At 41.0% G+C, this 13,932-nt stretch carries 18 protein-coding genes; 5 read left to right on the top strand and 13 right to left on the bottom strand.

Features of this window, described 5'->3' with window-relative positions:
- Positions 1–50: 50 nt before the first annotated feature.
- From NSQ64_RS09495 to spoVK, 3 genes are all read right to left on the bottom strand, one after another.
- Positions 51–1,331, bottom strand: a complete 1,281-nt coding sequence (locus NSQ64_RS09495; protein WP_341016129.1) for a methionine gamma-lyase family protein — start codon at positions 1,329–1,331, stop codon at positions 51–53.
- Positions 1,332–1,349: 18 nt separating this feature from the next.
- Positions 1,350–2,612 (bottom strand): GTPase HflX, encoded by a 1,263-nt coding sequence (gene hflX, locus NSQ64_RS09490; protein ID WP_341016127.1) that lies wholly within the window; start codon positions 2,610–2,612, stop codon positions 1,350–1,352.
- A gap of 120 nt (positions 2,613–2,732) precedes the next feature.
- Positions 2,733–3,692 carry a stage V sporulation protein K gene (spoVK, locus tag NSQ64_RS09485; RefSeq protein ID WP_008344008.1) on the bottom strand — a complete coding sequence of 320 codons (960 nt, stop codon included), beginning with the start codon at positions 3,690–3,692 and terminating at the stop codon, positions 2,733–2,735.
- Positions 3,693–4,012: 320 nt separating this feature from the next.
- Here spoVK and NSQ64_RS09480 point away from each other — a divergent pair, with 320 nt between their 5' ends.
- Positions 4,013–4,771 carry an N-acetylmuramoyl-L-alanine amidase gene (locus NSQ64_RS09480; protein ID WP_341016124.1) on the top strand — a complete coding sequence of 253 codons (759 nt, stop codon included), beginning with the start codon at positions 4,013–4,015 and terminating at the stop codon, positions 4,769–4,771.
- A 55-nt stretch (positions 4,772–4,826) separates the two neighbouring features.
- On the opposite strand, the gene NSQ64_RS09475 is transcribed toward NSQ64_RS09480, so the two are convergent.
- The 9 genes from NSQ64_RS09475 to NSQ64_RS09435 form a co-directional block, all read right to left on the bottom strand.
- Positions 4,827–5,444 carry a hypothetical protein gene (locus NSQ64_RS09475; protein ID WP_058213759.1) on the bottom strand — a complete coding sequence of 206 codons (618 nt, stop codon included), beginning with the start codon at positions 5,442–5,444 and terminating at the stop codon, positions 4,827–4,829.
- 84 nt (positions 5,445–5,528) lie between these two features.
- Positions 5,529–6,509, bottom strand: coding sequence for a class 1b ribonucleoside-diphosphate reductase subunit beta (gene nrdF, locus NSQ64_RS09470; RefSeq protein WP_268439854.1), 981 nt, complete (start codon positions 6,507–6,509; stop codon positions 5,529–5,531).
- A gap of 17 nt (positions 6,510–6,526) precedes the next feature.
- Positions 6,527–8,629, bottom strand: coding sequence for a class 1b ribonucleoside-diphosphate reductase subunit alpha (nrdE, locus tag NSQ64_RS09465; RefSeq protein ID WP_017359033.1), 2,103 nt, complete (start codon positions 8,627–8,629; stop codon positions 6,527–6,529).
- Positions 8,589–8,981, bottom strand: coding sequence for a class Ib ribonucleoside-diphosphate reductase assembly flavoprotein NrdI (gene nrdI / locus NSQ64_RS09460; RefSeq protein WP_017359034.1), 393 nt, complete (start codon positions 8,979–8,981; stop codon positions 8,589–8,591). Before nrdI ends, nrdE begins: the two co-directional genes overlap by 41 nt.
- 265 nt (positions 8,982–9,246) lie before the next feature.
- The gene (locus tag NSQ64_RS09455; protein WP_003212415.1) at positions 9,247–9,459 is read right to left on the bottom strand and encodes a hypothetical protein; all 213 of its coding nucleotides are present in this window, start codon (positions 9,457–9,459) and stop codon (positions 9,247–9,249) included.
- 79 nt (positions 9,460–9,538) lie between these two features.
- Positions 9,539–9,871: a YmzC family protein gene (locus NSQ64_RS09450; protein WP_035391989.1), complete on the bottom strand. Its 333-nt coding sequence runs from the start codon at positions 9,869–9,871 to the stop codon at positions 9,539–9,541.
- A gap of 161 nt (positions 9,872–10,032) precedes the next feature.
- Positions 10,033–10,254: an RNA chaperone Hfq gene (gene hfq / locus NSQ64_RS09445; RefSeq protein WP_003211269.1), complete on the bottom strand. Its 222-nt coding sequence runs from the start codon at positions 10,252–10,254 to the stop codon at positions 10,033–10,035.
- A 25-nt stretch (positions 10,255–10,279) separates the two neighbouring features.
- Positions 10,280–11,230, bottom strand: a complete 951-nt coding sequence (miaA, locus tag NSQ64_RS09440) for a tRNA (adenosine(37)-N6)-dimethylallyltransferase MiaA (protein WP_039166571.1) — start codon at positions 11,228–11,230, stop codon at positions 10,280–10,282.
- A 69-nt stretch (positions 11,231–11,299) separates the two neighbouring features.
- Positions 11,300–11,701 carry a YmaF family protein gene (locus NSQ64_RS09435; RefSeq protein ID WP_007499437.1) on the bottom strand — a complete coding sequence of 134 codons (402 nt, stop codon included), beginning with the start codon at positions 11,699–11,701 and terminating at the stop codon, positions 11,300–11,302.
- A gap of 104 nt (positions 11,702–11,805) precedes the next feature.
- On the opposite strand from NSQ64_RS09435, the gene NSQ64_RS09430 reads away from it, so the two are divergent.
- The 4 genes from NSQ64_RS09430 to erbB all read left to right on the top strand — a co-directional run bounded on the left by NSQ64_RS09430 (position 11,806) and on the right by erbB (position 13,428).
- Positions 11,806–12,069 carry a hypothetical protein gene (locus NSQ64_RS09430; protein WP_017359036.1) on the top strand — a complete coding sequence of 88 codons (264 nt, stop codon included), beginning with the start codon at positions 11,806–11,808 and terminating at the stop codon, positions 12,067–12,069.
- A 112-nt stretch (positions 12,070–12,181) separates the two neighbouring features.
- Positions 12,182–12,724, top strand: a complete 543-nt coding sequence (locus NSQ64_RS09425; RefSeq protein ID WP_341016118.1) for a TetR/AcrR family transcriptional regulator — start codon at positions 12,182–12,184, stop codon at positions 12,722–12,724.
- Positions 12,725–12,726: 2 nt separating this feature from the next.
- Positions 12,727–13,044 (top strand): SMR family multidrug efflux transporter EbrA, encoded by a 318-nt coding sequence (gene erbA, locus NSQ64_RS09420; protein ID WP_017367286.1) that lies wholly within the window; start codon positions 12,727–12,729, stop codon positions 13,042–13,044.
- Between the two features lie 15 nt (positions 13,045–13,059).
- A complete protein-coding gene (gene erbB / locus NSQ64_RS09415) occupies positions 13,060–13,428 on the top strand; it encodes an SMR family multidrug efflux transporter EbrB (RefSeq protein WP_341016115.1) in 369 nt (122 codons plus the stop codon).
- A gap of 45 nt (positions 13,429–13,473) precedes the next feature.
- Here the strand turns inward: erbB and NSQ64_RS09410 are convergent, their stop codons facing one another.
- Positions 13,474–13,923: an OsmC family protein gene (locus NSQ64_RS09410; protein WP_017367284.1), complete on the bottom strand. Its 450-nt coding sequence runs from the start codon at positions 13,921–13,923 to the stop codon at positions 13,474–13,476.
- Positions 13,924–13,932: the final 9 nt, after the last annotated feature.

The raw sequence follows: 13,932 nt of genomic DNA, 5'->3' as shown, positions 1-13,932 counted from the left end.
ATGTTATATTATGTGTCAACGAAATGTTAGGAATATTAACATGGATTTTTTTATCGAGCAGGCACTTCAATAAAACCTTGCTCTAGTAAGGCATCTACAGCACTGCAAATGGCATTTTTCACATGGGCGTACGTGAGACCGCCCTGAACATAGGCTGTGTAAGGCGGTCTAATCGGACCATCAGCTGATAATTCAATGCTGGCTCCTTGGACAAATGTGCCCGCTGCCATAATAACATCGTCCTCGTATCCCGGCATATAGCTTGCATGCGGTGTGACATGACTGTTAATCGGTGATGCATATTGAATCGCCTGACAAAATGCAATCATTTTTTTAGGGTCTCCAAATTCTACAGATTGAATCAAGTCGGTTCTTTTCGCATTCCACGACGGGTTTGTTTGGAACCCGAGTTTTTCAAGAAAACGCGCTGTAAACACGGCACCTTTTAAACTTTGTGCAACAACATGCGGTGCTAAGAAAAATCCTTGATACATTTCCTGGAGCGCATACAGCGATGCACCCGCTTCACTGCCGATGCCTGGAGATGTCATTCGATAAGAGCAAGCCTCTACCCATTTTTCTTTTCCGACGATGTAGCCGCCAGTTTTGGCAAGGCCGCCGCCTGGGTTTTTAATGAGAGAACCTGCCATAAGGTCTGCGCCCACATGACATGGCTCTTGTAATTCAGTAAATTCACCATAACAGTTGTCAACAAACACAATGATGTCCTCATTGATGTCTTTCACAAATGAAATCATTTGTTCAATTTCTTCTATTGTAAAGGATGGTCTTGACGCATAGCCTTTAGAACGCTGAATCCCGATGACTTTTGTTTTTGGGGAAATAGATTCTTTGACTTTGTCGAAATCGACAGATCCATCTTGACTCAAATCAATGGCTTTGTAATCGATCTGAAAATCTTTTAATGAGCCTGTCCCTTCTTTGCCGCGAATCCCGACAATCTCTTCTAGGGTATCGTAAGGTTTCCCCGTCATGTAGATCAATTCATCACCAGGTCTTAGCACACCAAATAAGGCGATGGAAATGGCATGTGTTCCAGAAATGATCTGCGGGCGTACAAGACCGCTTTCCCCTCCAAATACATCCGCATAGATCTTTTCTAACGTGTCTCTTCCCATATCATCGTAACCATAACCAGTTGTCGGGTTAAAATGAGAGTCACTGACTTTATGTTTCCGGTAGCTTTCAAGAACCCGCCACTCATTTTGTTCGCTCTTTCGATCAATTTGCTGATGTATTTGTGAAATGTCTTGTTCTGCTTCTGCTGCTATTTTTTCTAAAATGGTGCCATGTTTTAAAGTGTGAAACATCGTGATTTAATTCCTTTCCTACAACATATACTTCTTGATTTGTCCTAATATGGTTTGCTCCTCACCACTAAATCCAGTGATGTCATAAAGCTCTGCTTCCTTTTGAAATTCCAGTGATTCCACCAAGGTTTCTGACTTTAAGGCAGATATGAGTTTCCCTTCATATGCCGGAATCCTTACATGATATGGCTTTAAAAAATCTTTTTTCAGTTCAGCCATGATATCCGCTTTTAACCGCTTCACATCTTCCTCGCGCCTAGCACTGATTAAAATATGGCGCTGCTTTGAGGAAGGGATAAAATCCGGCCGGATTTGGTCTTTTTTGTTATAGACTGTCAGCATCGGAATACGGTCAGCTTCTAATTCTTCTAAAAGCTTATGAACCGTTCGTTCATGCCCTTCATAATCCTCATTCGAAGAATCGATCACATGAAGCAAATAGTCTGCTTCTTTTACTTCTTCAAGAGTGGAACGAAATGCTGCAATCAGTGTGGTTGGAAGGTCTTGAATAAAACCAACTGTATCGGAAATCAGTACACTGTAGCCAGATTCAAGTGTCATTTTACGCGTCATTGGATCAAGTGTGGCAAACAGCAAATCTTCTTCATGGCTATCCGCTTCTGTTAACTGGTTAAACAATGTTGATTTCCCGGCATTTGTGTACCCGACAATAGCGATTTGGAATACGCCATTTTTCTTCCGTCGTTCCCGGTATCTCGTGCGATGTTCTTTGACTGCAGACAGTTGTCCGTGAATTTCGTGTATGCGGTTTCGAATATGACGTCTGTCTGTTTCAAGTTTTGTTTCACCTGGACCTCTTGCGCCAATTCCGCCGCCTTGTCTTGAAAGGCTGATCCCTTGTCCGCTCAGTCTCGGCAAGGCATACTGAAGCTGGGCAAGCTCTATTTGCAGCTTCCCCTCTCTTGTACGGGCTCTTTTGGCAAAGATGTCTAGAATCAATTGCGTACGGTCAATAATTTTCACATCTAAGGCAGTCGCCAAAGCTTTTAACTGGCTAGGCGAAAGCTCGTCGTTAAAAATAATAACGTCACAGTCTAACTCGTCGGAAAGCACTACAAGCTCTTCCACTTTCCCTTTCCCGATGTAAGTCGCGCTGTCTTGTCTATTTCTTTTTTGCGTCATGATGCTGACAGCTTCACCGCCAGCTGTTTTGGTTAAGGAAGCTAATTCTTCCATAGAATATTGAAAGCGTTCATCCGTTATATGCGGCAGTTGACAGCCGACAAGGATCGCTTTTTCGATCATTTCATGTTCATTCAACGTCAGTTGTTTCCTTTCTGTACTTAAGTTTCAGTAGTACCATCATACCAAACACACCACACGTATACCACCATTCGGAAGGTTTAATTTCTTGTCTCTTTACAAAAAGGATACGCCATTTCAAGAAGGCGTATCCTCTTTCATTTGCAGATCATGGCTTTTAATCGTAAGTAAGTCTTTTTTATCATAATGATCCACAAGAAGCAGCCTCATCGCCTGAGTTCGAATCGCTTTTTCAATGGTGTTTCGCACAAAACGGCCGTTGCTGAATTTAGCAGGACTCGTTGTGCTCTTGATGTGCATTAAATAGTCTCGCAGTTTCCATTCTGCCTCTTGGGTAAAGACATATTCCCGATCGGCCATCATTCGTTTTGCAATATCCATCAGCTGATCGACCGTATAATCAGGGAAGTTGATATTGATCGGAAATCTCGATTGCAGACCAGGATTTAGAGAAAGAAAATGATCCATTTCCTTGGAGTATCCAGCTAAGATGAGGATGAATTCATGCTGCTTATCCTCCATATGTTTTACAAGGGTATCAATGGCTTCTTTCCCGAAATCCTTCTCTCCTCCGCGGGCAAGAGAATAGGCTTCATCGATGAACAAAATGCCGCCTAGTGATTTTTTAATCAAATCTCTTGTTTTTTGAGCTGTATGTCCAATGTACTCTCCAACCAGATCTCCTCGTTCTGCTTCAATTAAGTGCCCCTTTGAAAGAACATTCATTTCAAAGAAAAGCTTCCCGACAAGCCGTGCAACCGTTGTTTTCCCTGTGCCAGGATTTCCTTTAAACATCATATGAAGCGCTTGTTTTCCTACCTTTAATCCTTGTTCTTGTCTTTTTTGATTGACAAAAATCCAAGCATAAATTTCTTTTATGTTTCGTTTCATTTCATCCATCCCGACAAGGCTGTTCATTTCTCGTTCTATTTCTCGTAAGATGCTGTGTTTGGCCTCATTTTTTTGCAAGGCCTCTAGGTATTCTGCCTCTGAATCTGCATCAACCAATACTTGCTTCTGTCCATTAAGTATAATGTTGATTTGGCCGTTATTTTTATATGTGACAGCTCGCTCCAACGTATTCACCTCTCGCTCTTCTCTCTTTAATCTATTCGGGTGGAGCTGTAATCGTGACAATCGCCCGCACTAGCATCGGTTTACTGTCAAAATGACCCGAGATACCGGTTATTGTAGGGGATTGTGCGGTTTCCCAGGAAATGATGTGCTATTTCCATTGTATTCATCCATTTCGGGCGGACAAACCAACAATTTGTTTTTTCTTAGAAAAATGGCGCTTTTTCATCACAAATTGTGCAGAAAAGAGTCTCGATGATTTCCGCATTTTGTACAGGCAATTTTTCTATTTCCTCATAAAATAAAGACGAGGTGATGAATAGATGGTGAAAATTTTTATTGATCCTGGCCACGGAGGAACAGATTCTGGAGCTGCTGCTAATGGACTTTTGGAGAAAAATAGCACACTGCAAATTGCGCTTTTTCTGAGAGATATGTTGATTAGTGAATATGATGGGGTTTCCGTCCGCTTAAGTCGTTCAATTGACCAATCCGTCACGTTATCCCAGCGTACGAATGCGGCAAACAGCTGGGGAGCTGACTATTTCGTGTCTATTCATATTAATGCTGGCGGAGGCACAGGTTTTGAAAGTTATGTGTACCCTGGCGTTTCAGCACCAACCACCACGTATCGCAATGCCCTTCATGATGAGATTGTCCGCTCCGTTGATTTTGCCGACCGCGGCAAGAAAACGGCGAACTTCCACGTTCTGCGGGAAACTTCTATGTCTGCCATTTTAACTGAAAACGGTTTCATTGATACGGTAGCTGATGCTAATAAGCTCCGTAACGCTACTTTCCTTCAAGGGATCGCTCGTGCTCATGCCACTGGATTAGAAAAAGCCCTTCAATTGAAAAAAAAAGCAAGTAACCTATATAAAGTGCAAGCAGGGGCTTTCAAGGTCAAAGCCAATGCAGATGAACTAGCAGCTACACTCAGATCCAAAGGATTTGAAGCGCTGGTCGTACTGGATAGCGGCATGTACCGAGTCCAAGCTGGCGCTTTCCGTTCAAAGCAAAATGCAGATGACCTCGTCGCTCGATTAAAGCAGGCCGGTCACGACGCATTCGTTTTTCAATAATCTAAAAAACAAACCGGCTCAAGTCATCTTTAGAGCCGGTTTGTTGTCTATCCAATTATGCTAAAATGTTCACGACAAATTGAGACCATGTTTCAAGACGATCGAAGTACTCAGGCTTTTTCAAATCTGTTACTTTCATCCATTTTCCTGAGATTTGATCTGTTTCTTTTACTTCTACATGAGCACCTGGCGATAATTCAAGGGCTGATAACAGTCCGATGTGCACACGGCCGACACTGTTGTCATCATCATTAATGAGTCCAAGGGTTTTCATCTCAAGTTTGTCTTCCTCTTGAATCGAAAGTTCCTCGTCCAGTTCACGATCGGTATTTTCTTTTAGAATCTCAGCAAAATTTTTTCCTTCAATGAAATTCATATGACCCCCAAAGCCAAGAGATAACTTATGATGTAAGCGCGTCTCTCCCCCGCCTTGAAGTCTTTCATATACATACACTTCGTCCTCACGCTTAATCACGACATAAGGTATCGGCTGTTTGAAGTCAGGATTTTCTTCTGCATCGCCTCTTCGCATCTGCTCGAAGTGCTCTTCGATTTCTTTCATAATGGTGCTGATTGTTTTCTCTTCACTATTCACACCATTAAACGCAAGTGTTTCATTTTGGAACACGCGTGCGCGCGGTGCAACTAAAATCATTTCGTCCATTTTTCCCATGTTCGGTAACCTCCAGTATGTAACACATTGTTAGAAATGGCAAAAAGCCAAAACGAGTGATGCGTTTTGACTTTTGCATTTTAATTATGATTCATCTCCAAAGAAGAAATCGTCATCTTTTAACGGCTCAACTGTTGCCTTTTTGTAGCCGTTCCCTTTCATTGAGAAGAAGTCATGTGACTTTGTTTTTGTATTGAGTCCGTTCAATACAATTGGGTTGATCTCTTCTTCTTCAAAGTAAGGGGCAAATCCAAGGTTCATTAACGCTTTATTGGCATTGTAACGAATGAACTTTTTCACATCATGCGATAAATTGACTTGGTCATAAATATCCTCAGTGTAATGAAGTTCATTTTCATAAAGCTCATTAAGCAGATCGATAGAGAAATCATAAAGCTCTTTTTGCACCTCAGGTGTTTGTTTGTTGTAAATTTCTTGTGCTAATAATCCAACATACACACCGTGAATCGCCTCATCGCGCAAAATCAAGTTAATGATTTCACCACTTTGCATGAGCTTTCCTTGACCGTAGAAATATAGCGGGTAGTAAAAGCCGCTATAGAATAGGAAGCTTTCTAAATACACTGAAGCAACCATTGCTTTAAATAATGAAATCGGGTCATCCTTTTGAATGGAACGGTACAGACCTACAATCATATCTGCTTTCTTTTGCAAGAATTTATTTTTCTTGACCCATTCAAATACTTCACTAATCGTTTCAGTCGGTGCAAGTGTCATGAAGATATTTGAGTATGATTTTGCATGCACGGCATTTTCCATCATGGCCATAAAGTTTAACACGGCTTTACGCTGATGACCGTCCACATGTTCAGCCACTATCGGCATTCCTGTATTTCCTTGTTCTGTATCAAGTAACGTCAGTCCAGCCAGTACCTTCATGTACGTATCCTGCTCTTTTTCACCTAAATATTTCCATGTTAAGAGATCCCCGTTTAAGGAAATCTCCTCTGGAAGCCAGAATTGCTTGACGTTTTGGTTGTAAAACATTTGTGTAAAATCGTCTTCGTGTTTTGACCAGTTGGCTGCATCATAAATTTTTGTCACGTTAAACTCTCCTTTAATCAAACAACACAAGAAAGACAGCCTTCCTGCCCTGTATCCTTCGTTCTTGCATAATAAAGTGTCTTAATGCCTTTATGGTGTGCATAAAGATCGATGCGATTTAAGTCACGCGTTGTCATCGTATCTTTTAGGAATAATGTAAAGCTGATTCCTTGATCGACGTGCTGCTGAATGGTTGCGATCATATCGACCACTTTAAACATGTCCATATCGTATGCTTCTTTATAGAAGAACCAGTTTTGTGCTGAAAGTCCTGGCATTGGATAATACGTTTTGCTGTTTCCGTATGTTCTTTCTTCGATACGTTCCATAATTGGCATCACAGACGCTGTTGCCGATTGAACATACGAAATAGAACCTGTTGGCGCAATACATAATCGATAGCTATGATACATGCCATTTTCCGCTACAAAATCTTTGAGTGCTGCCCAATCTTCTTTCGTTGGAATGTGCATCCCTTCAAATAGCGCAGCTGCTTTTTCTGTTTTTGGAGTGAAATCATTTTCCACGTATTTATTGAAGTACTCACCTGTTGCATAACCAGAGCCCTCATAACGGTGGAATGTTTCCCCTTTTTCTTTTGCAAGCTCACTTGAACGCTTAATGGAGTAATAGTTCACCATCATAAAGAACGTATTAGCGAAATCTCTTGCTTCTTCACTTTCATAAGCGATTTGGTTTTGAGCTAAATACCCGTGAAGGTTCATCGCACCAAGTCCAATTGACTTCATCGCTTTGTTCGCTTTTCTAACAGCTGGTGCATTGCGGATATCTGTTGTTTCAGACACAAGTGTAAGTGAGTCCGTTGCAAGCTTGACTGTTTTTTCAATGGATTTGTTTTTCATCACGTTCATGATATTTAAAGAACCAAGGTTACAAGAAATATCAAGTCCGATCTCATCATCTTGATCATAGTCCGTGTAAGAAGAGACTTCTGAAGCTTGAAGGACTTCTGAGCAAAGGTTTGAGAATTTCACACGTGAAATATGGTTCAGAGCGTGCTCTCTATTCACATTATCTTGGAACATGATATATGGATAGCCTGATTCTGAGCGCAGAACAGCTAATTTTTCAAGAAGTTTTCTCGGATTGACTTTTTCTTTTTTGACTTTCGGGTTTTCTACAAGCTCGTCATACATTTCTTCCATATCCATCTCATCAAGATGCTGTCCATAAGCTTTATAAACTGTATGAGGATAGAATGTGTAAGCTGTTTTATCTTCTCTAGCAAGCTCGATAAATTTATCTGGGATGACGACACCGATCGAAAGTGTTTTCACACGAACATCTTCATCCGCAGAGATTTTTTTCGTATCTAAGAAATCATTAATATCTCTGTGGAAAATATTCAGGTAGGCACTGCCTGAACCTTGTCTTTGTCCCATTTGATCTGCATATCGGAATGCATTATCAAGAAGTTTCATGACGCCTACGACACCTTTGGTCGCATTTTCAACATCTTTGATCGCTTCACCTTTCGCACGAAGCTTTGAAAGGTTCAAGCTGACGCCGCCGCCTAATTTAGACAGCTGCATGGAAATATCAATGGCTCTTGAGATATCGTTTAATGAGTCATTCACTTCAAGCAAGAAGCAGCTCACCAGCTCACCACGTCTTTTACGGCCTGCGTTTAAGAATGTTGGTGTACTTGGCTGATACTCTTGGTTGATCATCAGTTCCACAAACTCGAGTGCTTTCTTTTTGTCTCCGCCCGCAAAGAAAAGAGCCACAACTGAAATACGGTCTTCATAGCGTTCAAGGATTTTCTTTTTGTCATTTGTTTTCAGTGCATAGTCATTGTAAAACTTAAACGCACTCATAAATGATGGGAATCTAAATTTCTTGGCATATGCAGCTTCAAATACTTCTTTAATATCTGACATGCTGTATTGTCTTAAAAATTCTTCCTCATAGTAGTCGTTTTCTATTAAGTAATCAATCTTCTCTTCTAGATTATGAAAGAAGACCGTGTTTTGATTAATATAATCTACGAAATAACTATGTACAGCTTCTTTGTCCTTGTCGAACTGAAACTTTCCTTCTTTTTGAATCATAATCTCGTTATTTAATTGTATCCACTTTGGAACCTGATTTTGTGACAATTCTTTCTACCTCCTGTGTAAACAATTCAACATCCCTTTTTGTTCCGCTTAGTTCAAAGGTGTGCAAAATAGGAACTTGATATTGTTTAGAAATCGTATCGGCGCTTTTGGCAAAGTTATCTCCCCACACTTTGTTCCCACTCACCGCTACACCTAGTAAAAGGTGCGCATTTTTCTCTAAAAATGACTGAGTGGTACCAGGGACTTGTCCAAATCCTGTCGTAAAGGTGACGAGAATAAACGGCGTATCCAAAAACTCTTCTCCAGTCAATTTTCGTTTGTCTGTAAAAGGGGTCTTGTCCAAAAAGCGTTGAACATTTCCTGTTTTTGAATCAAATACGATTTGAATCAATTCCATCACGACCTAGTTTTTAGTATTGTTGATCATTTCGTTATTCACTATATATAGTATACTATGTTTTTTCAAAACACAATATATAGATACTCGAAACGAAAAAAATCAACCAACCCGGCCGAACATTCATAGCCGAACTCGTACGTTCAAATAAATAGAGCAGAGCAGGTTCTAAAAATAGACTGCCCTACTCCCTATTCAACTGAAACCGAAATCTATCATAACACGAAAAAAAATCGCTTAGTAGACTAGACTTTTTGTTTTATTTTTTGTAGGCATCGCACTGTAAATCTTCTGACACTTCTGTTATTTCCACTTCAACACCTAATTCTTTGAGCACCGCTTCAAGCGCAGAGACGATCGAGGCTTCTCTTACTAATTCTTTCCCGTTTACAGAAACGCTTGTTCCATATTCGAAACAGGAGTCATCTTCACAAGTTTGTTCCCAATGATTAATTTTAATTTTGTGTGTCATGAACTCATCCTTTTCTGTCTAGATGTCTGATGCATGTTTATAGTGTAGCGACTTCACATTCATTTGTAAATTTACGTGCTTACTCTTCATCAAAGTCTTCACTATCACCATCATCTTCATCCCATTCATCTATGTACTTTGTCGTAATGAGCGTCAGCTCTCCTTCTTTTTCATCAAACCGGTATACATGTACTTCATCATCTTTCACAACAGCAATGTGATTATTTTTTAGCGCAACAGATGATGGTAAAAGACCATCAACATGGCTCCCATCATGCTCACTAGAATGGTTATGCCAACTTTCTTGTCTCGTTTCGATGTTCGAGATGGCGCATGATCCAAATAAGACAACGATTCCAATCAAAAGAAGGATCACTCGAATCCTTCTCAATTCAAGCTCTGCATTTTCCATATAAATCCCCTCACCTTTTAAATGTCCAATAAGGATTTATACGCAACTTGGACAGAAAAGTTTCATGGCATACAAAATAGCCCCTCTGCACTGACAAAAAACGTAGCGGGTTTCGGCCGGTTTATTCGCAGCTGCATGGGGCTATTGGTGAAAACGGGTGTTTATTCTAATTCAAGATTTACATTTTTTTGAGGAGCAAATGTTGAAATCGCATGTTTATAAATAAGCTGCTGCTTCCCTTCTGTCTCAAGCAGCACCGTGAAATTGTCAAATCCCTTTACTTGACCGCGAAGCTGAAAGCCATTCAGTAAAAATACTGTGACAAATGTATTGTCTTTGCGGATCTGATTCAAAAATTGGTCCTGAATATTAATCGGTTTCATGTTTCGTCCTCCTTGATTCTGATAACTACAGTTTCGCTTTAAGTCCAAGCTTTCCTGCTATATATGCGAAAATTTCCTCTTTTTTGTCCGAAAAGTGGCAAGGTGGTGTCATATCAAACCAGGTGACATCCATTTTATTACGGAACCACGTAAACTGACGCTTCGCATATCTGCGGGAATTTTGTTTTAATTGCTGGATGGCTTCATCAAGTGAGCAATCGCCTTGAAAATAGGCATACAACTCTTTATAACCAATCGCTTGAACAGACTGACAATCTTTCAAACCAGATTGATAAAGTGCGCTCACTTCTTCAATTAAGCCTTCATCTAACATCATATCAATTCTTTGATGAATGCGCTCGTACAAAAGCTCTCGGTCCATTTTCAGCCCAATGAAGGCAGTGTCATAAAGAGGAACTTCTTGATGCCCGTTTTGCATATCAGACATTTTCTGACCTGTTGTATGGATGATTTCAAGCGCCCTTATCACGCGGCGGACGTTATTCGGATGAATCGCTTTTGCAGCGTCAGGATCGGCTTCTTTTAGCTTTTCATACAGCTTGATCGGTCCATGCTGCTGCTTAAACAGCGTCATCTCTTCTCTAAAAGCAGGATCACTTTTCTCATCAGTAAACGTGTAATCATATAAAACAGACTGAATATATAGCCCAGTTCCACCAACAATCATGGGCGTTTTCCCTCTCGCAGCAATCTCTTTGATTTTTAAGCGGACAAGCTGCTGAAATTCAGCTGTAGAAAACGATTCATCCGGTTGTTTAATATCGATTAAATGGTGCGGTACGCCATTCATTTCTTCAGGGGTGATTTTCGCTGTTCCAATATCCATCCCTTTATAGATCTGCATGGAATCCCCGCTGATAATTTCTCCATTAAATGCTTTCGCTATATCAATGCTCAGCTTTGTTTTTCCGACAGCCGTCGGACCTACTAATACAATCACTGGTTGTTTTTTCATAACATCACTCTCTTTTACAAACTGCCTACAGTATAGCATAACTTCTCTTTCTCTCCTATATACTCCTTGTCACCAGCCAAGTGGTTCATTCCCGACCACTTCATATGTCTTTCCTTTTAAACGGTGCTTATGCGTTGGCCTTTCTTCATCTGGACTGTAAACGACTCCCCCATATGGAATCGGGACAGAGTCGGTATAGGCAGAAAACGTGACTTCCTCAATTTCATGGTAGTGCGTCCCGTCCACTCTTGGGATAGCAGGTCCAGTGACGCCATAATATCTATGAAAATGCCCTCTTTCAAATGACGTGATCCCCCGGTAATAATGAGTATGTCTGTCGGTACTGCTTCCATTCACAGGCTGAGAAATACCTTCTATTAAATGATAATGTTCTTCGGTTACATCCGTTCGCGCTTTATAAGCATGTGCATGAGGTGGACATTTAGCCCAATCAGACGGATACAGGCCCATTTTTTACATTCCTCCTTATTTTAGGCATTCACCCAAACACAAGTGGGCCACTCGAATACACTGATGTCAGTTACAGTGATTTTATGTGAAAGGAGTCTTTTTTTATGAATTATTTTGACGCACCGTTTGTTCAAGATGAGATGAGAAGACCTTTTGGATTTGGACGCCCTGGATTTGGTTTTGGAAGACCTGGGTTTGGGTTTGGGCGCCCTGGTTTTGGCTATGGGAGACCTGGATTTTTTGGACCGCCATTTTTAGGTGGTTTTGCTGGAGGGCTTTTAGCTGGGTCGCTTCTTGCTCCAGGATATGGCTATGGTTATCCTTATCCACCGCCATACCCGCCATATGGACCATACCCTTATTATTAAATATGACGATTTAGTGAAAACATCCTCTTATAAAATGAATCGATTGACACATTTGTTTTTCATAGGTTAACATTTACTTTACCGACCGTTCAGTAAAGTAGGTGTTTTTTTTATGTCTAAAACGAAAAAAGAACAAATTTTTGAGGCAGCAGCTCACACCATTCTAAAAGAAGGATTGAGTCAGCTCACCCTTCAGCAGGTGGCAGAACATGCAAATATGACCAAAGCCGGGCTACTGTATCATTTTTCGAGCAAGGAAGACCTGATCCAGCAAATGAATGAGCATGCGGTTGCCTCTTTTCGTCAGCAGCTTGACACGTATCAGGAAACATACAAAAACGAAAAGGCACCTTATGTACGTGCCTATATATTGGCCACATTAAATGACCTTGATAGACAAAACACCACACAGCTATGTACAAGCATGCTGGCTACCATGTCATTTGATGAAGCATTATTAAATCCTTGGCGTCATTTTTATGCGGAATTTAAAGAAAAAGCAACCGAGGAAATCAATGACCCTGCACTTAGCCAGCTGATCCGTCTTGCCTGTGATGGTATATGGTTTTCAGAAATGTTTCAGCTTGAACCATTGAATCGAGAGGAAAAAACCCTTTTACTTCATCGGATTTTATACATTTTAGAGGAGGGATGATGATGATCCTCGGATATCTTTTTTTGGCTATCGCCATTTTTTCAGAAGCAATCGGGGCAGCGATGCTGAAACTATCAAATGGTTTCACACGCTTTAAACCTAGCGCTGTCGTTGTCGCTGGCTACACACTTGCTTTTTACATGTTGTCATTGACCCTTAATATCATTCCACTTAGCATGTCTTACGCCACTTGGTCTGGGGTCGGTACCGTCCTCACGGCTTTTTTTGGCGTGCTCTTTTTCAAAGAAACCTTGAACCGTCAAGCACTTATTGGAATGGCGATGCTTGTTTCAGGGGTCGTACTATTAAATATGTCTTAAAGGATGTGAAGTGATATGAAAGGAATGCTTTATTTAACAGGAGCCATTTTGACAGAGGTTTTTGGCAGTACGATGCTGAAGCTTTCGCAAGGTTTTACACAGGTGCTGCCGAGTATGGGGGTGCTGATCGGATTTGTATGCGCCTTTACCTTTCTCAGTTTGGCACTCAAAACAATTGAGCTGTCATCTGCATATGCCACTTGGTCTGGGGTCGGTACAGCACTTACTGCTCTTGTGGGCCTCGTGCTATTTAACGAAACCATTCATATGAAAGGATTCATTGGTCTTGCACTTGTCATATGCGGCGTCATTGTCTTAAATCAATCCAAAAAACAAAAGGAAGAAAAGAAAGAACCATTCGATCAAACCGAATGGACGTCATAAAAAAAGTCATTTTCTCCATTAATCAAGAGAAAATGACTTTTTTACTTAATAACCAGCTTTGATGGTTTCTTCTAAGGAAATATGGACATTCCCTTGCACAGCTCTAGAGATCATACATGAGCTTTCAGCTTTATGTGCAAGCTTACGAGCTCGTTCTATGTCCTGTGCTGTAGCCGACTCTTTGAGAATGATGACAGGACGGTGAATGATTTTCTCATATGTAAACACACCGTTTGTCACATCGACAACTGCCTCAGAGCTCATCGATAAATCCTCTTTCTCTAATTGACTCCGCTCCATCATGGCTGCAAGTGTAATGATATAACATGTGGCCGCTGCACCTAGGAGCATCTCATCTGGATTTGTTCCAATACCCGGTCCATCCATTTCTTTTGGAATGGAAATCTCCGTCTTTAACTGTTCACATTCGATTGTCCCCACATCGTTACGCAGACCAGGCCAGCTTGCCTGAAGATGAAAATGATGACGCGCCATATCTGTCTC

This window comes from Bacillus sp. FSL W8-0183 (assembly GCF_038006825.1).
GTDB lineage: Bacteria > Bacillota > Bacilli > Bacillales > Bacillaceae > Bacillus > Bacillus altitudinis.
The sequence above is the reverse complement of the archived record's forward strand: the minus strand, read 5'-3'. Positions and strand labels throughout refer to the sequence as shown.

Excerpts from the sequence above, each read along its gene's own strand:
- NSQ64_RS09480 (WP_341016124.1), top strand. The coding sequence starts at position 4,013 with ATGGTGAAAATTTTTATTGATCCTGGCCACGGAGGAACAGATTCTGGA.
- NSQ64_RS09495 (WP_341016129.1), bottom strand. The coding sequence starts at position 1,331 with ATGTTTCACACTTTAAAACATGGCACCATTTTAGAAAAAATAGCAGCA.
- NSQ64_RS09425 (WP_341016118.1), top strand. The coding sequence starts at position 12,182 with ATGTCTAAAACGAAAAAAGAACAAATTTTTGAGGCAGCAGCTCACACC.
- NSQ64_RS09455 (WP_003212415.1), bottom strand. The coding sequence starts at position 9,459 with ATGACACACAAAATTAAAATTAATCATTGGGAACAAACTTGTGAAGAT.
- erbA (WP_017367286.1), top strand. The coding sequence starts at position 12,727 with ATGATCCTCGGATATCTTTTTTTGGCTATCGCCATTTTTTCAGAAGCA.
- miaA (WP_039166571.1), bottom strand. The coding sequence starts at position 11,230 with ATGAAAAAACAACCAGTGATTGTATTAGTAGGTCCGACGGCTGTCGGA.
- NSQ64_RS09450 (WP_035391989.1), bottom strand. The coding sequence starts at position 9,871 with ATGGAAAATGCAGAGCTTGAATTGAGAAGGATTCGAGTGATCCTTCTT.
- NSQ64_RS09410 (WP_017367284.1), bottom strand. The coding sequence starts at position 13,923 with ATGGCGCGTCATCATTTTCATCTTCAGGCAAGCTGGCCTGGTCTGCGT.
- hfq (WP_003211269.1), bottom strand. The coding sequence starts at position 10,254 with ATGAAACCGATTAATATTCAGGACCAATTTTTGAATCAGATCCGCAAA.
- NSQ64_RS09430 (WP_017359036.1), top strand. The coding sequence starts at position 11,806 with ATGAATTATTTTGACGCACCGTTTGTTCAAGATGAGATGAGAAGACCT.
- erbB (WP_341016115.1), top strand. The coding sequence starts at position 13,060 with ATGAAAGGAATGCTTTATTTAACAGGAGCCATTTTGACAGAGGTTTTT.
- NSQ64_RS09475 (WP_058213759.1), bottom strand. The coding sequence starts at position 5,444 with ATGGGAAAAATGGACGAAATGATTTTAGTTGCACCGCGCGCACGCGTG.
- NSQ64_RS09435 (WP_007499437.1), bottom strand. The coding sequence starts at position 11,701 with ATGGGCCTGTATCCGTCTGATTGGGCTAAATGTCCACCTCATGCACAT.